The following is an 18,899-nucleotide window of genomic DNA, read 5'->3' as shown; positions in this document are numbered from 1 at the left end:
TTTGAGACCCGCGTCAGCCTCCGGCAGTTCGCCGTTATACTCGCCGCTCTGCTTTGGAGCCAGTATGAATTCGTTGCCGATTGATGATGTTTTACCCGCCCTGCGTGACGCCTTGGCGATTCGCCATGAAGCCGTGCTGGAAGCGCCGCCCGGCGCCGGTAAAACCACGCGCGTGCCCCTGGCCTTGTTGAATGAGCCCTGGCTCGCCGGGCAAACCATCCTGATGCTCGAACCCCGGCGCCTGGCCGCGCGCGCTGCTGCCGAACGCCTGGCCAGCGAGTTGGGTGAAAAGGTCGGTGAGACCGTTGGCTACCGCATCCGCCTCGACAGCAAAGTTGGCCCCAACACGCGTATCGAAGTGGTCACCGAAGGCATCCTCACCCGTCGCCTGCAGGACGACCCGGCGCTGGACGGCGTGGGCCTGCTGATCTTCGACGAATTTCATGAGCGCAGCCTCGATGCCGACCTGGCGCTGGCCCTGAGCCTCAACGGCCGCGACCTGTTTCGCGATGACCAACCGCTGAAAATCCTGCTGATGTCCGCCACCCTCGAAGGCGAGCGCCTGGCCGGCCTGCTGGATGATGCGCCGATCCTGCGCAGCGAAGGGCGCATGTACCCGGTGCAGATGCGCTGGGGGCGGCCGTACCAGGCTGGGGAATTCATCGAGCCGCGGGTGGTGAACACGATCCTTGAAGCCCTGCATGACGAGTCCGGCAGCGTGCTGGTGTTCCTGCCGGGGCAGGCGGAGATTCGCCGGGTCCATCAGCAACTGTCCGACGCCTTGGGTCATCAGCCCAACGTGCTGCTGTGCCCGCTGCACGGTGAGCTCGACCTCAATGCCCAACGCGCCGCCATCGACCCTGCGCCCGCCGGTCAACGCAAAGTGGTGCTGGCTACCAACATTGCCGAGACCAGCCTGACCATCAACGGCGTGCGCGTGGTGATCGACGCCGGGCTGGCGCGGGTGCCGCGTTTCGACCCCGGCAGCGGCATGACTCGGCTCGACACCCAACGTATTTCCCGCGCCAGCGCCACCCAGCGTGCCGGCCGGGCAGGGCGCCTGGAGCCGGGGGTGTGTTATCGCTTGTGGTCCGAGGACCAGCATGACGGGCTGGCCGCCTACGGCAGTGCGGAAATTCTCGCCGCCGACCTCGCCGGCCTGGCCTTGCAATTGGCGCGCTGGGGCGTCACGCCCGCACAACTGGTGTGGCTCGATGTGCCACCGACCGCCGCTTACGCTCAGGCCCAGGATTTGCTGGTGCGCCTGGGCGCGTTGAATAAGGACAAGCTCACCGCCCACGGCCAGAAAATGGCCGAATTGCCGGCCCACCCGCGTATCGCCCATTTGCTGTTGCGCGGGCAGGACCTGGGGCTTGCGGCCATGGCGTGTGACGTCGCCGCCTTGTTGGGCGAGCGCGATATCCTGCGCGGCGGCGGTGCCGACTTGCACAGTCGCCTGGCGCTGTTGTCCGGTGAAGAGCGAGCCCGTGGTACCCAGGGCGGGGTACAGCGGGCCAGGCAGTTGGCGCGGCAATATCGCGGCTATCTGAGAGGCAAGGCCACCCAGCCGGTGGCCGAACCCGACCACCCTCGCTGGCTCGGCGCCCTGCTGGCGTTGGCCTATCCGGACCGCGTCGCCCAACAGCGTCGTCCCGGTGGCGCCGAATACCGTTTGGCCAATGGGCGCGCCGCGCTGTTTGCCGAAGCCGACAGCTTGATGAAACAAGCCTGGCTGGTGATCGCCGACCTGGGCAGCCGTCAGGGCCAGCGCGAAGAACGCATCTACCTGGCGGCGGATTTCGACCCGGCGCTGTTCGACACGGTGCTTGCCGAGCAAGTGCGCAACGTCGACCAACTCGATTGGGACGAGCGCGAAGGCGTGCTGCGCGCCGAACGCCAACGCAAAGTCGGTGAACTGGTGCTCAGCCGTGAACCACTCACCGGTCTTGACGAGGCCGCCCGCAGTCAGGCGCTGGTCAACCTGGTGCGGCGCAAAGGCCTGGAGCTGTTGCCCTGGACCCCGGAACTGCGCCAATGGCAGGCGCGCGTGCTGTTGCTGCGCCAGCTGGAGGCCGGCAAAACCAGCGAATGGCCCGACGTCAGCGACAGCGCTTTGCTTGCCGGCCTGGAACACTGGCTGATGCCCTACCTGGGCAAAGTCTCGCGCCTGAGCCATTTCGCCAACCTGGATATTTCCAGCTACCTGCATAACCTGCTGCCCTGGCCGCTGCCCCAGCGCCTGGAAGAACTGGCGCCGCAGCATGTGAAAGTGCCGTCGGGTTCATCAGTGCGCCTGGACTACAGCGAACACCCGCCGATCCTGGCGGTGCGCTTGCAGGAGTTGTTCGGGCTGGCGGATACGCCACGCATTGCCGGCGGGCGCCAAGTGGTCAAGTTGCACCTGCTGTCGCCTGCGCGGCGGCCGGTGCAGGTGACGCAGGACTTGGCTAACTTCTGGCGCAGTACCTATGCCGAGGTGAAGAAGGATTTGAAGGGGCGTTACCCCAAGCATTACTGGCCGGATGACCCCCTGGTGGCCGAAGCGACCGCCAGGATCAAACCCCGAAAGTAGCCGCCATGGAAATCCCCTGTGGGAGGGGGCTTGCCCCCGATAGCGGTGTACCAGTAACAGCTGTACTGACTGACACACTGCCATCGGGGGCAAGCCCCCTCCCACATTTTATTGCGCGGCGGGCAGCCAAGCATTACTGGCCGGATGACCCCCTGGTGGCCGAAGCGACCGCCAGGATCAAACCCCGAAAGTAGCCACCCTGGAAATCCCCTGTGGGAGGGGGCTTGCCCCCGATAGCGGTGTACCAGTAACAGCTGTACTGACTGACACACTGCCATCGGGAGCAAGCCCCACATTTTATTGCGCGGCGGGCAGCAGGAAGCGGGCGATGACCGGTAAATGGTTGGAGATGCGCAAGGTGTCTTCCTGCCTGACCTTGGCCTCGACCCGCTTGATCCGTGCGCTGTAGAACAGGTAGTCGAGCGTACGATCCGGCCCCTCGAGGCTTGGGTCATTGGGAAAGTGCGTCAGCCATTGCTTGCGGTCGATGCCACTGGATTCACTGTTGCTCGGGATCATCGGGTATTTGTCCCACAACAGGTGCAACTCACTGTCCGGCGAATACTGGCCGCGTTTTTGCGCATCCAGGCGCAGGAATTGGCCCAGCGGCAGCAGATTGAAATCCCCGCCGATCAACCAGGGCGTGCCACGGCCTTCCAGTTTATCCAGTAACTTCGCGGTGGCCTTCACCTGCTCCTGCACCGCACTGCGCCCAGGCATGCCGCCGTCCAGGCGTGTGTTGAGCACCGCCAATTGGCCACCGTCGCTCAGTGGCAGGTACGTCAGCAACAAGGCGGGCCTGGGCTGGAACTGGCGGCTGATGAAGTTGGCATCCGCCGTGGGCAGTTGCAGGCGCTCGGCGTGCTCGATCTGGTAGCGGCTGAGGGTGGCCAGCTTGCGCCCGACGCTGCCGAAGATGGGCAGGCTGGGCACAAAATCGGCTTTCCAGTCGAATGCCTGGGTGCTGCACGGGTAAAGGTCGACCAGCCGCTCCTGCAACAGCGCGAGCTGATCCTGGTAATGGGAGGGCTTGGCGCCTTCGTCGATTTCCTGCAACAGCAGGATGTCGGGCTGTTCGTCGCGGATCACCCGCGCCACTTCATCGAGGCTGAAGGCCATGTCTTCAACCGTGGGCCGTTCATCCGGGCCGCTGCCGTCGGGGGTGTCGTACCAGAACACGTAGTTCTTGCCGGCCAGGTACTGCACGTTCCAGGTCATCACCTTGAGCGCCTGCCCCGGCAGCAGGGTCGGCGCACGCGGCGCCACGCAACTGACCGGCAGGATCTCCTTGTCGGCCGGGCGCCAGGTCAGGCTGTAGATCAGTGCCGCCAACAGGCCTGCAATCAGTAGCAGGCTCAACACGGTGATGCGCAATAAACGGGTCATCGGCTCGGCTTATGTGCGTTTCAGAAGAGGCACGGAGCATATCACCGCGCGTCGGCGTCGCCACCGATCAACATGAATAAACGGAACAGCACCACGCTGGTAAACAGTTGCAGGAAACTGTGGGCGCTGTCCATCAACAGCCCCAGCAGCGGCGCGGGTTCGGGATACGCCGCCACGCTGGCGCCCTTGAGCAGCCACAGCGGGGTCATCACGCACAGCAGGCACACCAGGATGCGCCAGAAATGCCCACGGGTCAGGCGCAGGCTTTCCTTCATCGCTTCAAGCGCCGACATGCCGCGCAATACCAGCAAGTATTCGGCAAACGCCAGCACCACCATCAGCCACAGGCCCGGCAGGAAGTACAGCGACAGCCCGAGCAGAATCAACAACGTGCTCATGGCAGTCAGCAAAGCGAAGCGCGGCCACATGGCCAGGGCCATGGCCCACACATCCCGGGTGCGTGGCGATTCGCCACGGGTGCGCGCGTCGAGGAACAGGATCAGGGCGCCGGTGTACAACGGATACACCAGTAATCCCACCACCACGCTGTAACCGCTGAAGGCATCCGGGCCCAGCGTATGGTCGAGCACCTGTTGCAACAGGGCTTCGAGGATCACCAGCGGCAGGCACAGCTGGACGATGGCGCCCAGGTTGCGCAGGGTAAAGCGGAAGGAGTCGCGCAGCACGTCTAACGGATTCATCAGAGTCATCACAGGCCGAAAAGCAGGGACACACTTTAACCGATAGCCGGCCTGGGCAAGCAAACGTAAACCTTGAGTAAAGACCATTGAAACAATTGGTAACAGCCCCATAACTAGGGCGTACCTTGCCTGATGTCAGGCGGGACCCTGATTTTTACCGGCAATCTAACGAGGTCGCCATGAACAGCGAAGAACAAACCCTGATCGATGGACTGTTTTCACGGTTGCAGCAAGCCGAGACGGATTCAGCCCCCCGCGACGCCCAGGCCGAAGCGCGGATCAAGGAACACATGACTCGCCAACCGGCCGCCGGCTACTACATGACCCAGTCGCTCCTGGTGCAGGAACACGCGCTGCAAAGCCTGGATGCGCAGAACAAGCAGCAGGCCCAGCAGATCCAGCAATTGCAGGAAGAATTGCAGCGCGCCAAGTCCACGCAACCGGCCCCGGCCAGCGGCGGTGGTGGCTTCCTGTCGAGCATCTTTGGCGGCGGTTCGCGCGAGGCGCAGCCTGCGCCGGGTAATTCGGGCGGCGGCTGGCGTGAACCGGCGCGGCCATCGTTCAACCCGCCGGCGCCGCAGCAGAATTATCAACCGCCGCAACAACCGGCCGCCGCCGCGCCAGCCGGCAGCGGGTTCCTCGGTGGCGCGATGAAAACGGCGGCCGGCGTGGCCGGTGGTGTATTGCTCGCCGAGGGCATCAGCAGCCTGTTCCACCACAACCAGCAGCCGCAGGTGGTGGAAGAGATCATCGAACAACCGGCGCCGGCCAGTGATCAAGGTGGCTGGGGCAACGATGACCAGAAGTTCGCCGGGAATGACAACTGGGGCGCCAACAACACCGATAGCTTCGCCGACAGCGATTATGCCGACGATTCCTCCGCCTTTGGCGACGACGATTCCTTCGTCTGACCCACTTGACCCGGGGCGCTGCGTCGCCCCGGTCTGATTTTTTCCCGGAAACCTCCCCATGGCTGGCATACTGGCAACCTTTCCGGGCGCTGGCGCCTGGCGGTCATTGAGGATGTGCGGTGAAGAAAATTGCAGTGTTCGCCGATGTGCAAAACCTCTATTACACCGTTCGCCAGGCCTATGGCTGCCACTTCAACTACGCTGCGCTGTGGGCTGATATCAGTGCCCATGGGCAGATCGTCGAGGCCTACGCCTACGCCATCGACCGTGGCGACAGCAAGCAGCAGCAGTTCCAGCAAATCCTGCGCAACCTGGGCTTTACGGTAAAACTCAAGCCTTACATCCAGCGCAGCGACGGTTCGGCCAAGGGCGACTGGGACGTGGGCATCACCCTCGACATCATGGACGCCGCCGACCACGTCGATGAAGTGGTGCTGGCTTCCGGCGACGGGGATTTCGACATGTTGCTCGAGCGCATCATCCACAAGCATGGCGTGCAAGCGGTGGCCTACGGCGTGCCGGGGCTGACGGCCAACTCACTGATACGCGCCGCCAGCCGCTACGTACCGATCGAAGGCGCGCTGCTGCTCAAATAAGCGCGGCGGCTCACTAAATTGTCACACGGAGTTGGAACAGGTTTGGAACGTATAGCGGTCATCGACTTTGAAACCACCGGCATTACCCCGAGCAGCCACTGCCGGGCCACGGAAATTGGTGTGGTCATCCTTGAGCGCGGGCACATTGTCGACCGCTACCAGAGCCTGATGAATGCCGGCGTACGCGTGCCCGGTTTCATCGAACAACTCACCGGCATCAGCAACGCCATGCTGCGCAACGCGCCACCGGCCGAGCGGGTGATGAATGAGGTCAATGAGTTCGTCGGCACCACGCCGCTGATGGCCCACAACGCCGCGTTCGACCAGAAGTTCTGGGACTTTGAACTGGGCCTGATCCGCCGCACCCGCCTGCAGAAATTCGCCTGCTCCCTGCTGCTGGCCCGCCGCCTCATGCCGGCGGCGCCCAATCACAAACTCGGCACCCTTAACAGCTACGCCCAGCTGCCCCATACCGGCCAGGCTCACCGGGCGCTGGCGGATGCCGAGATGGCAGCCAACCTGACGGCGCACCTGGCGCGGGAACTGCGCCAGACCCACGGCCTGCGCGAACTGTCCCACGACTTGCTGTGCACCTTGCAGAAAGTGCCGGCGGCGAAGATCAATGAGCACCTGAAGAAACATCGCGGGTTCTGAACCCGCCACAGTCTCAAGAACACCAAAGATCCAAATGTGGGAGGGGGCTTGCCCCCGATAGCGGTGGGTCAGCTGCAGATAAGCTGACTGACACACTGCCATCGGGGGCAAGCCCCCTCCCACATTGGGTGATGCGTCGCCTATCGAGGCTGTGTGCACTCCAACGCCTGATCCACCACCCCCTTCGCCATCTCCACCAAATGCATCACCGCCCGCTGCGGCGCCTTCATTACCTCACCCGACGCGTGGGCCGTCTCCACCGCGCAATGCAACAAATCCGCCGCATGGGCCAGGGCCTCTTCGAAGCTCAGGTTGTCATTCAGGATAAAAATGGGCGCGTCCGGGGCGGATGCCTTGAGGTAGTAGTCGATGGCACGACGGTGGAGCAGGGCGTCTTCGCTGAGGAAGTCGGGTTTGGACTTGGGTGGGTCGGGGGTGACTTTGACCATGGTGAAACTCCTTGCTGGAAGAAGTTGACACCGTTCGCTTGCACGCGAATTTGGGTGGCAACTGTGCGTAGGTGTGCAAGACCGGGGCAAGGATCCAAACCCAGCAGGCCCGAAGGCCTCCCACGCACAGCCGCCATAACAGGCATATCGGCTGTAGGTTTATTTATGATCTTGCTTGCCATCGGACTTGCACGTCCGGTCACCGAACATTCGATGACAGGGCGAGACTAGCTACCGAATCCGACGGAAACAAGGCTGTGGGATTCTCTCGGAAACGTCCCGCAAATGAAAGGGATCGGTCTTGCTGGCCACTGAAATTCCGGCGGTTTGAGATCGCTTTCCCTTGAGCTCTGAATGGTTGGTAGGCCGAATCCGGTTGTAGCCTAGGACCTTTCTGGTTTTCTCCTTCGTTCATCTATCGCGTCTTACTGCGACCTACCATTCCGTCTGTCATTCACGCACAGGGATTACAGTCATGCAGGAAAGCGATCTTCATACGGCGATCATTCGAAGCAAGTTCGAACTCGAATCAAATGGCATTGATCTGGGGTCAAGTTCAAGCATGGCGTTTCATGTGGGCAACACAATGACAAGCTGCCCGGCAGTCATGGTGTTGCCGAGTTCGCCAGGTTGGCGTCATGGCCCTCATTACCAGTTACTCAAGCCGATTCACGCTGACCCCGCTGTGCCCGATACGACGTTTGATGAACTGTGGAAATGTACACAGCAACACTACGGCCTCACGGCAGCAACAGTTGTCACGGGCGCGGCGGGCATACCGATAAGCAAAATTGCGGTGGGTGCGTGGGTTCACGTCGGCTCCAGCAAAACCACGAACCTGGCTAGCCTGATCGGAATGCGCTTTTTTCCTCGTACATTGATCAGGCAACCCACCATGGCCAGAATGGCAAAAGCAACGTTTGGTACGGTCCGGGTATTTGGCGTCATTGGGCGAGGCATACCCTCCGTTGCTGCCGGGCTTGCAGTCTTTGATCTAGTCAGTATTGGTAAGTGTGCCTATGAAGCGAGAAATGGAAGGTAGCCTGACCCGAGCCGAAATCAGCGAAAAAGTAATTCAGCTGTTCGTGGATATCATCGGTTTCATCGACCAAAGCGATGTGACGGAGCAAACCGATTTCATCCATGACTTCGACATCATTGATGATGACTTGACCTGCTTCGTCATGCAGATCAAGTGGCAGTTCAAGCTGCAAGCGACTCAGGACGATTGGGATCACATTACAACCATCAAGCAGGTAGTCGATTTGATCTTCAGCGCGGCCACTGACGCCATCGGCGGCAAGCCCCCTCCCACATTTTGAAGGTGTTCACACATCAAGTGTGGGAGGGGCTTGCCCCCGATGGCGGCGGGTCAGCCACCACTTTTCCCATTGGCCTCCAACTGCCCCAACGGCACCCGCCGCTCTATTGCGCTGGACAAAATAATCGACGTCTTGCTGAACCCGAACTTCGCCACTCGATTAATCAGGTCTTCCAACTGCGGCATGGTGCCCACCGCCGCCTGCATGATCACGCACGGATCGCCGGTGACCCGATGGCATTCGGTCAGCTCGGGAATTTGCGCCAGGGCGTCGTAGACCTTTTGACTGCCGTGATTGGTCAGCCGTAATTCAATCACGCATTGAATCGGCAGGCCGACTTTGGACAGGTCTACCTTGGCCTGGTAGCCGGTGATCACTCCGCTGGCCTCCAGTTTGGCCACGCGCTCGGCCACGGCAGGGGCGGACAGGTTCACCGTACGGGCCAATTGTGCGTAGGAAGCGCGCCCGTCTTCGAGCAGGGCGCTGAGGAGCATGCGGTCGTATTTGTCCATGATAAGGCTCCGGTTACGCCTGGCTTTCGAAAGCACGGTTTATAGCCTTCATAACCATGCTTTGAAAAGTGTATGGGCGCTTTAAACAGGTTTTGTAACTTATGTTTATCCGCCTTCGTTTCTAGAATAAGCCTCCCAACTCCTGCCATAGAGCCGCCCAATGCCTGGCCCACGTCGTTTTCCCTTACCGTTGATCGCCGCCTTTTTTGCGTTGTATGTGATCTGGGGTTCCACTTACCTGGTGATCCGCATCGGCGTGGAGTACTGGCCACCGCTGTTGCTGGCGGGGATTCGGTTTTGCACCGCGGGCGTGTTGATGTATGGCTATCTGCGGTGGCGCGGGGTGCCGGCGCCGACGTGGCCGCAGTGGAAGGCGGCCGGGATGATCGGCATTTTGCTGCTCACCGTAGGCAATGGCGGCGTCAGCGTGGCGGAGCATATGGGCGTGTCGTCCGGCGTGGCCGCATTGGCGGTGGCGACCGTGCCGCTGTTCACCCTGCTGTGTGGTTTTTTCTGGGGCGCGCGTAATACGCGGCTGGAATGGGCCGGGGTGATTCTGGGGATTATTGGCATCGCCATGCTCAATATGGGCAGTACCCTGCAATCGAGCCCATTGGGGGCGGTGTTGCTGTTGATGGCGGCGGCTTCCTGGGCCTTCGGTTCGGTATGGAGCCGACACTTGCCGCTGCCCCAGGGCGCCATGGCCAGTGCCGCGGAAATGCTGGTGGCCGGCGTGGCGCTGCTGATCGTCAGCACGCTGTCCGGCGAACATCTGCAGGCCATGCCGCCGCTGGAAGGCTGGCTGGCTCTGGCCTACCTGACGGTGTTCGGTTCGATCATCGCCTTCAACGCCTACATGTACCTGCTCAAGCACGTGCGCCCGGCGGCCGCGACCAGTTATGCCTATGTGAATCCGGCGGTGGCGGTGTTGCTGGGGATTGTGTTCGTCGGTGAGAGCATTGGCCTGGAAGAGGCCCTGGCGATGCTGGTGATCATCAGTGCGGTGTTGCTGATCAGCTTGCCGCAGTGGCGTAAGCCGAAGCCGGAAATAAGGTAAACTGCGGCGCAATTGCGACCTTGCGCTGAATTTTTCCTACGGTAACTACATGACTTTCGCCACCCTTGGCCTGATCGAACCCTTGCTGCGCGCCCTTGAGACGCTTGGCTACCAGACCCCGACGCCGGTGCAGGCGCAAGCCATTCCGGCGGTGCTGGCCGGTCGCGACCTGATGGCCGCCGCCCAGACCGGCACCGGCAAGACCGCCGGCTTTGCCTTGCCGCTGCTGCAATTGCTGACGATGGAAGGGCCGAAAGTCGCCGCCAACTCGGCGCGTGCGCTGATCCTGTGCCCCACTCGCGAGCTGGCCGAGCAGGTTCACGCCAGCGTCGCCGAATACGCCCAGCACCTGCCGCTGACCACTTACGCGGTGTACGGCGGCGTCAGCATCAACCCGCAGATGATGAAGCTGCGCAAGGGTGTCGACATCCTGGTCGCCACCCCTGGGCGCCTGATCGATCTGTTCCGCCAGAACGCGCTGAAACTCAACCAGCTGCAAACCCTGGTGCTGGATGAAGCCGACCGCATGCTCGACCTGGGCTTCTCCGAAGAGCTGGCGAACATCTACCGCATGCTGCCGAAAAAACGCCAGACCCTGCTGTTCTCAGCCACGTTTTCCGATGACATCCGCCTGCTCGCCGGGCAAATGCTCAATGACCCGCTGAGTATCCAAGTCAACCCGCGCAACGTCGCCGCCAACACCGTGCAGCAGTGGGTGGTGCCGGTGGATAAAAAGCGCAAGCCGGAACTGTTCGTGCACCTGATGCGCAAGGGTCGCTGGAAGCAGGTGCTGGTCTTCGCCAAAACCCGCAATGGCGTGGACGCGCTGGTGGACAAGTTGCAGGGCCTGGGCATCAATGCCGACGGCATCCATGGCGACAAACCCCAGGCGACCCGGCAACGTGCACTGGACCGCTTCAAGGCCAGCGAAGTGCAGATCCTGGTGGCCACCGACGTGGCGGCCCGTGGCCTGGATATCGAAGACCTGCCGCTGGTGGTCAACTTCGACCTGCCGATCGTCGCCGAAGACTACATCCACCGTATCGGCCGTACCGGCCGTGCGGGCAACACCGGCGAGGCGATTTCGCTGGTGTGTGCCGATGAAGTGAACATGCTGTCGGCGATCGAGATGCTCACGCGCCAGACCCTGACCCGCAAAATGGAAGCGGATTTCGTACCCGAGCATCGCGTGCCGGATACCGATGCCAGTGGGCAGGTGGTGAAGAAGCCGAAAAAGCCGAAGAAGCCCAAGACATCGGGCGGCGGCGGTAAGCGCAATCTGGGTAAATGGGTGGACAGCGGTGACGTGGCGCCGGCGGAACCGTCGATCAAGCCGGTGCGCAAGGTGCCGGTTTTCAACACCGGACCGCGTAAGAAGAAGTGATTTTGCGGTGGGGCTGATGGCCTCATCGGGGGCAAGCCCCCTCCCACACTTTGATTTGTGAACACATTCGAAATGTGGGAGGGGGCTTGCCCCCGATGGCGGCCTTGAATCCACCCCACCTCTCAGCTGTTAAGCCATTCCAACAGCCCAAGCCCAGCCGCCCTGCCACTGGCAAAACACCCCGTCAGCAGATACCCCCCGGTCGGCGCCTCCCAATCCAGCATTTCCCCGGCACAAAACACCCCAGGCAATTGCTTGAGCATCAACCGCTCATCCAGTGCTTCAAACGGCACACCACCGGCCGTGCTGATGGCTTCGTCGATGGGCCGCGTCTTGACCAATGTCAGCGGCAACGCCTTGATATCGACTGCCAACTGCGCCGGATCGGCGAAGTGTTCAGCGGGCGTCAGCTCGCGTAACAACGCCGCTTTCACGCCATCCAACCCCAGCTGACTGTGCAAATGCTTGCTCATCGACCGCGATCCACGTGGCTTTGCCAGCGCAGCCTGCACCTTGTGCAGCGGCTTGCTCGGCAGCAGATCGATATGCACGGTGGCGGCGCCGTCACGGTTGATCGTTTCTCGAATCGGCGCCGACAGCGCATAGATCAGGCTGCCTTCGATGCCAGTGGACGTCACGACACATTCCCCCAGTCGAGGCTTATCGTCCCCCAGTCCAATGGCGACATTTTTCAACGGCGCCCCGGCGAATTTGCTGACCATCAGGTTGCTCCAGGCTGACACCTCAAACCCGCAGTTGCTCGGTTGCAGGCGAACGTAAGGCACGCCTTGGCCTTCCAGCAGATTCAGCCAGGCCCCATCGGAGCCCAGGCGGGACCAACTGCCGCCGCCCAGGGCCAACAGCACGGCATCGCTGTGGACAACTTTTTCGCCGTCCGGGCTGTGGATAAGCAGATCACCCTCGGCATTCCAGCCCACCCAGCGATGCCGGGTGTGGATAACCACACCTTGATCACGCAGACGCTTGAGCCAGGCACGCAGCAACGGCGCGGCCTTCATGTCCGTAGGAAATACGCGGCCGGAGGTGCCGACAAAGGTTTGAATGCCCAGGCCGTGAATCCACTCGCATAACGCCTCGGCCCCGAAGCGGCGCAGCAACGGCGCCATGTGCGGTGCGCGTTCGGCATAGCGCGCAAGGAACGCCGGGTAGGCTTCGGAGTGGGTGATATTCATGCCGCCGACGCCGGCCAGCAGGAACTTGCGTCCCACCGAAGGCATGCCGTCGTACAGCGCCACCCGTACGCCCGCCTGGCTCAAGACTTCGGCGGCCATCAGCCCGGCAGGGCCGCCGCCGATAATGGAGACAGAGGGGGGAGAAGACTGAGGCATGGGCAAGGCTACGGTGGTGTGAATAGGCCGAGCATTCTACCCGACGACGGCACGCCTGCCTGATCAAAAAATGTACACTTTCCTACACGCCATACGGTTACTTGCTTGCAGGCCGTTACACTCAAGTTATCCACAGGTGATTCCACAGGCATTGTGGGTAACGCACACATATCAATGACAACCTGATGACGTCCACACACGCTGCGCACTGTGATGCAGGATGCCGTGGCGGCGGGCCAGGGCAGGGCGGTCCTTGCTGTAGCCGCCACCGATCACGCCCATCACTGGAATATCGCGGCCCAGGCAGTGACGCATCACGCTTTCATCGCGGGCGGCAACGCCGGCATCCGTCAGCTTGAGGTAACCGAGCGCGTCGTCCTTGTGTACATCCACGCCCGCGTCGTACAGCACCAGGTCCGGCTGGTAGAGCGGCAGCAGGTAATTGAGCGCGTCGTCGACCACTTTGAGGTAGTCGTCGTCGCCCATGCCCATCGGCAATGGAATGTCCCAGTCGCTCTGGGCCTTGCGCGCCGGAAAGTTCTTTTCACAGTGCAGCGATACGGTGATGGCATCCGGCGTGTCATGCAGGATGCGTGCGGTGCCGTCGCCCTGGTGCACGTCGCAATCAAAGATCAGCACCCGATTGACCCGGCCGCTGGCCAGCAGGTAATGGCTGATCACTGCCAGGTCATTGAAGATGCAAAAGCCCGCCGGGTAATCGTAATGGGCGTGATGGGTGCCGCCGGCGAGATGGCAGGCCAGGCCGTGTTCCAGCGCCTGCTCCGCCGCCAGGATCGAGCCGCCCACCGCGCGCACGGTGCGGCGCGCCAGGGCTTCGCTCCACGGCAGGCCGAGGCGCCGTTGGTCCTCGCGAGACAACTCGCCGCTCATATAGCGTTCGATATACCCGGGATCGTGGGCCAGGCCCAGAATCTCCCCCGGGCACAGTTGCGGACGCAGCAACTGGCTGTCCTCGGTCAGGCCGCTGTCCACCAGGTGGTCGCGCAACAGGCGAAACTTGTCCATGGGGAACCGGTGGTCTGCCGGGAACTCGGGGCTGTAGTCATCGTGGTAGATCAATGGCAAGGGCATGGGATTTTCTGACGGGAATCTGCGTCGGATCTTACCAGCGCTGTACACTCACGCACATGGCAAGGGAGGGGGAACCATGGAGCCGATACTGGAATTGGAAAGTGCACGCCTGGTCATGCGCCCATGGCGTGACAGCGACCTGCCGGCCTTTGCGCAGATGTGCGCCGACCCGCAGGTGATGCGCTATTTCCCGGCCAGGTTGAGCCACCTGGAAAGCGCCGCACTGATCGGGCGGATTCGCGGCCATTTTGCCGAATATGGCTTTGGCTTTTGGGCGTTGCAGCGCAAGGACACCGGCGAATTCATCGGCCTTACCGGGCTGCAGAACGTCAGTTTTGAGGAAAGCTTCACCCCGGCGGTGGAAATCGGCTGGCGCCTGGCCCGCGAACATTGGGGCCTGGGTTATGCCAGCGAGGCAGCATGGACCGCATTGCGTTGTGGTTTTGATCGTTTGAGCCTGGATGAAATCGTCGCCTTTACCACCGAAGGCAATTTGCCTTCACAAAAAGTCATGCAGGCCATCGGTATGCATTACGATCCGCAGGCAGATTTTCAACACCCCAAAGTCGCAGCCGATGACCCACTGCGCGCCCATGTGTTGTACCGCATCACCCGCGCCCAATGGTTGGACACGCTGCACGGATAAGCAGGCGGTCATACTTAATAGAAACCTGTAGGAGCGAGATTGCTCGCGAAGGACGCAAGCGCGCTGCGGTAAACCAAGAGCGCTGCGTCATCGTTAACGATTTTCGCGAGCAAGCTCGCTCCTACAGGTAGATACCGTTTTGCTTTGAGGAGAGTTTCAATGAGCCAAGTATTGGAAGATCTGGTGGACTTGCTGACCCTGGAGCCGATCGAGGAAAACCTCTTTCGCGGCCGCAGCCAGGACCTGGGTTTTCGCCAACTGTTCGGTGGCCAGGTGCTTGGCCAGTCGCTGTCGGCGGCCAGCCAGACGGTAGAAGAAGCGCGTCACGTACATTCCCTGCACGGTTATTTCCTGCGCCCTGGAGACGCGGCGTTGCCGGTGGTGTATTCGGTGGACCGCGTGCGCGATGGCGGCAGTTTCAGTACGCGCCGCGTCACCGCGATTCAGAAGGGCCATCCGATCTTCACCTGCACGACCTCGTTCCAGTACGACGAAGAAGGCTTCGAGCACCAGACCACCATGCCCGTGGTGGTCGGCCCGGAGAACCTGCCATCGGAGCTGGAGCTGACTCAGCAGCGCGCGCACCTGATCCCCGAGCACATGCGCGACAAGCTGCTGTGCCCCAAGCCCATCGAAGTGCGCCCGGTCACCGAAAAGGACCCGTTCAACCCGCAGCCGTCCGACCCGGTCAAGTACGTGTGGTTTCGCGCCGACGGCGCCCTGGCCGATGCGCCGGCATTGCATAAATACCTGCTGGCCTACGCCTCGGACTTCGGCCTGCTGACCACCTCGCTGCTGCCCCACGGCAAGACCGTGTGGCAGAAAGACATGCAAGTCGCCAGCCTCGACCACGCGCTGTGGTTTCACGCCGACCTGCGCGCCGATGATTGGTTGCTGTATGCCATGGACAGCCCCTGGGCCGGCAATTCCCGTGGGTTTTCCCGTGGCAGCGTGTACAACCGCGCCGGGCAACTGGTGGCCTCGGTGACCCAGGAAGGCTTGATTCGCCATCGCAAGGACTGGGCATGAGCCTGGCCGACGTCCGGCATTGGGTGTTCGACATGGACGGCACCCTCACGGTGGCGGTGCATGATTTCGCGGCCATTCGGGTGGCGCTGGAGATTCCTGCCGAAGATGACATTCTCACGCACCTTGCCGCGTTGCCGGCGGACATCGCGGCAGCCAAGCATGCGTGGCTGCTGGAGCATGAGCGCGAGCTGGCGCTGGGCTCGGTGGCAGCGCAAGGTGCGGTTGAACTGGTGCGCGAGCTGGCCGCACGCGGTTATCGCCTGGGAATTCTGACGCGCAATGCCCAGGAGCTGGCCCATATCACCCTGGAGGCGATTGGCCTGGCGGACTGCTTTGCCATTGAGGATGTGCTGGGGCGTGAGGACGCGCCGCCCAAGCCTGACCCGGGTGGCTTGTTGAAACTGGCGGCGGCCTGGGACGTGGCACCCCGCGAGATGGTGATGGTGGGGGATTATCGTTTTGACCTGGACTGTGGCCGGGCAGCGGGGACCAGGACCGTGTTGGTGAACCTGCCGCAGAACCCCTGGCCGGAGTTGGCGGATTGGCATGCCGAGGACTGTTCGGCGCTGCGCCGAATGATTTAGCCCAGGCAATAGAGATCAACTGTGGGAGGGGGCTTGCCCCCGATAGCGGGCTGTCAGCTAAACATGTGCTGACTGACACACCGCCATCGGGGGCAAGCCCCCTCCCACATTTTGATTGGGTTTCTTCAGTGATTATGGTGCAAACAACACCTTTTCTCCCTGCGGCGAAGTCAACATCTTATCCCCGTCATGCCCAACCCCTGGCACTTCCACCAACCTGTGACCCAGCTGCGGATGCCGCCGCTTGAGGTAGTCAAAATAGTTGTGCCCGCGAATCAGCCGATACGCGCCCTGGGTTTGGGCTTCGCAGCTTTTATCCAGCGCTGGGTGGTTGGGGTCGGTGTCCTGCTGGCCCAGCAGGTAGGTGATATCGCGTGATACGTAGGCCCGCTCCAACTGTTCGGCACCGTGGTCGCCGGCGTAGGCCGGCAGCTTTTGCATGCCGTATTTCCAGTCATTGAAACCTGGACAATCGGCTATTTCGAACGGCACCGGCCGCTGCGGGCTGAAGTAGGCATAGGACGATGGGTTGGCGACCACATAACGCAGGCTGATGCCCTCGGCCTCCAGCATCGGGTGAGTGTGGCCGGTGACAGCGAAACGCTGCACCACCTGGCCACCGCCGGAATGCCCGGCGACCACGATTTCCTTGAGCGCCGGGAACAGTGTGCGGCTGCCCAGGTGCTTGATGATCTGGTCGAGGGCGGCAAACGAGCTGATCTGGCCCGGGCCGATTGACGGTTCGCCGGCCATCCAGTCGTTACCCTTCCAATGCAACACCTGATCGCCCAAGTGGTTACGCTTCACATCCAACTGATTGAGAAACTGCGGCGCGATCACCAGCGTGTTGCCGCCAACCCCGGCATGGTTGGCGGCGTCGATGCCGCTTTGCAGGTAGGTCTGCGCATTGCGCAGGCGGCCATGCACGATGATCAGCGCACGAGTGACCTTGGGCAGCGGCTGGCGCCAATCCTGGCTCAAGCCGAGGCTGAGGTCGCCGGCCTCCAGATGAAAACGATCGGGGCTGACCACCTTGACGCCGTGTTCGGCCGCCAGGGTGCAACCGGACACCAACACACCCAGCAGCAACCCCAATCGTTTATTCATTTAGAGACTCTTGGCATTAAAGGTATCGCACTGGGCGATCTGCCCCTGGGCGAAGCCGGTCTTGAACCAGCGCACGCGCTGGGCCGAGGTACCGTGGGTGAACGAGTCCGGCACTACGCGCCCCTGGCCCTGTTGCTGCAGGCGGTCGTCGCCGATGGCATTGGCCGCGTTCAGGGCTTCTTCGATATCACCGGGCTCCAGCCAGTTCAGGCGTTTTTGGGCGCGGTTGGCCCACACGCCGGCAAAGCAGTCGGCTTGCAGTTCCTGGCGTACCAGCAAGCCACCGTCGCCTTGCATGGGTCGACCTTGCTCGCGCGCGGCCTGGATCTTGGACGAGATGCCGAGCAGGGTTTGCACGTGATGCCCGACTTCGTGGGCGATCACATACGCCTGGGCGAAATCGCCGGCGGCCTGGAAGCGTTGCGACATTTCCCGGAAGAAATCCAGGTCCAGGTACACCTGCTGATCCGCCGGGCAATAGAACGGGCCGCTGGCCGCGGTGGCGCCCCCGCAGGCGGAGTTCACCCGGCCACGGAACAGGATCAGTTTCGGGTTCTTGTAGGCCAGGCCGTTTTCCTGGAATACCTGGCCCCAGGTGTCTTCGGTATCGCCCAGCACGGCGCGGACAAAGTCGGCCTGCTCATCGTTGGCCGGCGGCGCCTGGCGCGACTGTGGCTGCGTGCTGACCGACGGCGCCTGCTCCATCTGGCCGGTCAACTGGCCGAGGATCTGCATCGGGTCCTGGCCGGTGAGCCAGCCGATGCCGACGATCAGCACGATAGCGGTGAGGCTCAGGCCCTTGCCGCCACCGAAGCGCATACCACCGCCACCGCCGCCGCTGTCATCGCGGGCATCGACCACGTTGTCGCTGCGTCGGCCTTTTTTCCATAGCATGGGGCAATCCTCTTGTTAACGGTCCGGCAAAAATATGGATGGAGTATGGTCGTAGTTAGCGGCAATAGCCTTCGCCGGCAGCCACAATCAGGCAGTCTTTTTTATCTGCCAGCCACTTCAGGCCCGTGGCGGCACCGTCCCCGGCACGCAGCAACTGGGGGCCGTCGGGGCGAGTGAAGGCGATGCCTTCGTCGGTTGCCTGGCCCTTGAATGTGCCGGAAGCATCGGCATCCAGGCCATATTGCATGGTCAGGAGGTAATGACCGCGGCCGATGCTGTCGTCCTTGGCGATGTTCAGGTTCAAGCCTTCGACGCCGATCCACTTGCCCACCCATTTATCGGTTGGCGGGGTCTCGGGCACCAGGGTTGCTTGCACGGAAGCGGGTGCAGGCTTTGGTGCTTCCTTGGGGGTCTTGTCACAGGCAGAGAGCAGGGCGAGGGCAGACAGGGCAAACAGGATTTTTTTCATATCGGCAGGGCCTTGGTTAAAAAGTGTGCAACGCTGGGGCGTGCGTGCAGCGTTGGACTCAAATCCACTGATTTAGTGCGCTGTTCGCCCGGTGTTTGGTTATGCTCTTGGGGCAGACACAGGCCCGGCTGCTAGATTACTAGGTTGAGTGCTATCGCGTTCCGCTCGACATACAAGAGAAATCA

At 62.0% G+C, this 18,899-nt stretch carries 20 protein-coding genes; 11 read left to right on the top strand and 9 right to left on the bottom strand.

Annotation, left to right across the window (positions count from 1 at the left end; all coding sequences use genetic code 11):
• The first annotated feature begins 64 nt into the window (after positions 1-64).
• Positions 65-2,572: an ATP-dependent helicase HrpB gene (hrpB, locus tag PspCFBP13528_RS14730; RefSeq protein WP_137200479.1), complete on the top strand. Its 2,508-nt coding sequence runs from the start codon at positions 65-67 to the stop codon at positions 2,570-2,572.
• Positions 2,573-2,869: 297 nt separating this feature from the next.
• On the opposite strand, the gene PspCFBP13528_RS14725 is transcribed toward hrpB, so the two are convergent.
• Both PspCFBP13528_RS14725 and PspCFBP13528_RS14720 read right to left on the bottom strand, forming a co-directional pair.
• Positions 2,870-3,958, bottom strand: a complete 1,089-nt coding sequence (locus PspCFBP13528_RS14725; RefSeq protein WP_065952084.1) for an endonuclease/exonuclease/phosphatase family protein — start codon at positions 3,956-3,958, stop codon at positions 2,870-2,872.
• 41 nt (positions 3,959-3,999) lie between these two features.
• A complete protein-coding gene (locus tag PspCFBP13528_RS14720) occupies positions 4,000-4,659 on the bottom strand; it encodes a YciC family protein (RefSeq protein ID WP_065952085.1) in 660 nt (219 codons plus the stop codon).
• Positions 4,660-4,838: 179 nt separating this feature from the next.
• Here PspCFBP13528_RS14720 and PspCFBP13528_RS14715 point away from each other — a divergent pair, with 179 nt between their 5' ends.
• The 3 genes from PspCFBP13528_RS14715 (at position 4,839) to PspCFBP13528_RS14705 (ending at position 6,820) form a co-directional block, all read left to right on the top strand.
• Positions 4,839-5,570: a DUF2076 domain-containing protein gene (locus PspCFBP13528_RS14715; RefSeq protein ID WP_137200478.1), complete on the top strand. Its 732-nt coding sequence runs from the start codon at positions 4,839-4,841 to the stop codon at positions 5,568-5,570.
• Between the two features lie 119 nt (positions 5,571-5,689).
• Positions 5,690-6,166, top strand: coding sequence for an NYN domain-containing protein (locus PspCFBP13528_RS14710; RefSeq protein WP_057724933.1), 477 nt, complete (start codon positions 5,690-5,692; stop codon positions 6,164-6,166).
• Positions 6,167-6,208: 42 nt separating this feature from the next.
• Positions 6,209-6,820 (top strand): 3'-5' exonuclease, encoded by a 612-nt coding sequence (locus PspCFBP13528_RS14705; RefSeq protein WP_057724934.1) that lies wholly within the window; start codon positions 6,209-6,211, stop codon positions 6,818-6,820.
• 140 nt (positions 6,821-6,960) lie between these two features.
• On the opposite strand, the gene PspCFBP13528_RS14700 is transcribed toward PspCFBP13528_RS14705, so the two are convergent.
• Positions 6,961-7,269, bottom strand: a complete 309-nt coding sequence (locus PspCFBP13528_RS14700) for a DUF3077 domain-containing protein (protein ID WP_065952087.1) — start codon at positions 7,267-7,269, stop codon at positions 6,961-6,963.
• 475 nt (positions 7,270-7,744) lie between these two features.
• Here PspCFBP13528_RS14700 and PspCFBP13528_RS14695 point away from each other — a divergent pair, with 475 nt between their 5' ends.
• A complete protein-coding gene (locus PspCFBP13528_RS14695; protein WP_137200477.1) occupies positions 7,745-8,311 on the top strand; it encodes a hypothetical protein in 567 nt (188 codons plus the stop codon).
• A complete protein-coding gene (locus PspCFBP13528_RS14690) occupies positions 8,301-8,591 on the top strand; it encodes an acyl carrier protein (protein ID WP_065952089.1) in 291 nt (96 codons plus the stop codon). The genes PspCFBP13528_RS14695 and PspCFBP13528_RS14690 overlap by 11 nt, the downstream gene beginning before the upstream one ends.
• A gap of 50 nt (positions 8,592-8,641) precedes the next feature.
• Here the strand turns inward: PspCFBP13528_RS14690 and PspCFBP13528_RS14685 are convergent, their stop codons facing one another.
• Positions 8,642-9,103 (bottom strand): Lrp/AsnC family transcriptional regulator, encoded by a 462-nt coding sequence (locus tag PspCFBP13528_RS14685; protein ID WP_065952090.1) that lies wholly within the window; start codon positions 9,101-9,103, stop codon positions 8,642-8,644.
• A 160-nt stretch (positions 9,104-9,263) separates the two neighbouring features.
• Here PspCFBP13528_RS14685 and yedA point away from each other — a divergent pair, with 160 nt between their 5' ends.
• Both yedA and PspCFBP13528_RS14675 read left to right on the top strand, forming a co-directional pair.
• Positions 9,264-10,160 carry a drug/metabolite exporter YedA gene (yedA, locus tag PspCFBP13528_RS14680; RefSeq protein WP_065952091.1) on the top strand — a complete coding sequence of 299 codons (897 nt, stop codon included), beginning with the start codon at positions 9,264-9,266 and terminating at the stop codon, positions 10,158-10,160.
• Between the two features lie 49 nt (positions 10,161-10,209).
• Complete coding sequence (locus PspCFBP13528_RS14675; protein WP_137200476.1) at positions 10,210-11,544, top strand: DEAD/DEAH box helicase; 1,335 nt, start codon at positions 10,210-10,212, stop codon at positions 11,542-11,544.
• A 122-nt stretch (positions 11,545-11,666) separates the two neighbouring features.
• Here PspCFBP13528_RS14675 and PspCFBP13528_RS14670 read toward each other — a convergent pair whose 3' ends face one another.
• Together PspCFBP13528_RS14670 and PspCFBP13528_RS14665 are read right to left on the bottom strand one after the other, a co-directional pair.
• Entirely contained in the window at positions 11,667-12,893 is a 1,227-nt protein-coding gene (locus tag PspCFBP13528_RS14670; RefSeq protein WP_137200475.1) for a TIGR03862 family flavoprotein, read from the bottom strand.
• 171 nt (positions 12,894-13,064) lie between these two features.
• Positions 13,065-13,985 carry a histone deacetylase gene (locus tag PspCFBP13528_RS14665; RefSeq protein ID WP_137200474.1) on the bottom strand — a complete coding sequence of 307 codons (921 nt, stop codon included), beginning with the start codon at positions 13,983-13,985 and terminating at the stop codon, positions 13,065-13,067.
• 76 nt (positions 13,986-14,061) lie between these two features.
• Here PspCFBP13528_RS14665 and PspCFBP13528_RS14660 point away from each other — a divergent pair, with 76 nt between their 5' ends.
• The 3 genes from PspCFBP13528_RS14660 to PspCFBP13528_RS14650 all read left to right on the top strand — a co-directional run bounded on the left by PspCFBP13528_RS14660 (position 14,062) and on the right by PspCFBP13528_RS14650 (position 16,244).
• Positions 14,062-14,631 (top strand): GNAT family N-acetyltransferase, encoded by a 570-nt coding sequence (locus PspCFBP13528_RS14660; protein WP_065952094.1) that lies wholly within the window; start codon positions 14,062-14,064, stop codon positions 14,629-14,631.
• Between the two features lie 159 nt (positions 14,632-14,790).
• Positions 14,791-15,660: an acyl-CoA thioesterase II gene (gene tesB, locus PspCFBP13528_RS14655; RefSeq protein ID WP_065895199.1), complete on the top strand. Its 870-nt coding sequence runs from the start codon at positions 14,791-14,793 to the stop codon at positions 15,658-15,660.
• Positions 15,657-16,244 carry an HAD family hydrolase gene (locus PspCFBP13528_RS14650; RefSeq protein WP_137200473.1) on the top strand — a complete coding sequence of 196 codons (588 nt, stop codon included), beginning with the start codon at positions 15,657-15,659 and terminating at the stop codon, positions 16,242-16,244. The genes tesB and PspCFBP13528_RS14650 overlap by 4 nt, the downstream gene beginning before the upstream one ends.
• A 132-nt stretch (positions 16,245-16,376) precedes the next feature.
• Here PspCFBP13528_RS14650 and PspCFBP13528_RS14645 read toward each other — a convergent pair whose 3' ends face one another.
• From PspCFBP13528_RS14645 to PspCFBP13528_RS14635, 3 genes are read right to left on the bottom strand one after another with little or no spacing between them, the layout of a single operon-like run.
• On the bottom strand, positions 16,377-17,351 hold the full coding sequence (locus PspCFBP13528_RS14645; protein ID WP_137200472.1) for an alpha/beta hydrolase: 975 nt from the start codon (positions 17,349-17,351) through the stop codon (positions 16,377-16,379).
• Positions 17,352-18,245, bottom strand: a complete 894-nt coding sequence (locus PspCFBP13528_RS14640) for a neutral zinc metallopeptidase (RefSeq protein ID WP_137200471.1) — start codon at positions 18,243-18,245, stop codon at positions 17,352-17,354. It lies immediately after the preceding gene.
• Between the two features lie 55 nt (positions 18,246-18,300).
• The gene (locus PspCFBP13528_RS14635; protein ID WP_065952098.1) at positions 18,301-18,714 is read right to left on the bottom strand and encodes a lipoprotein; all 414 of its coding nucleotides are present in this window, start codon (positions 18,712-18,714) and stop codon (positions 18,301-18,303) included.
• Between the last annotated feature and the right edge of the window lie 185 nt (positions 18,715-18,899).

It is taken from the genome of Pseudomonas sp. CFBP13528 (genome assembly GCF_005233615.1).
GTDB classification, from domain to species: domain Bacteria; phylum Pseudomonadota; class Gammaproteobacteria; order Pseudomonadales; family Pseudomonadaceae; genus Aquipseudomonas; species Aquipseudomonas fluorescens_AM.
Note: the sequence above shows the minus strand (reverse complement) of the source record. Positions and strands in the feature narration are given on the sequence as shown.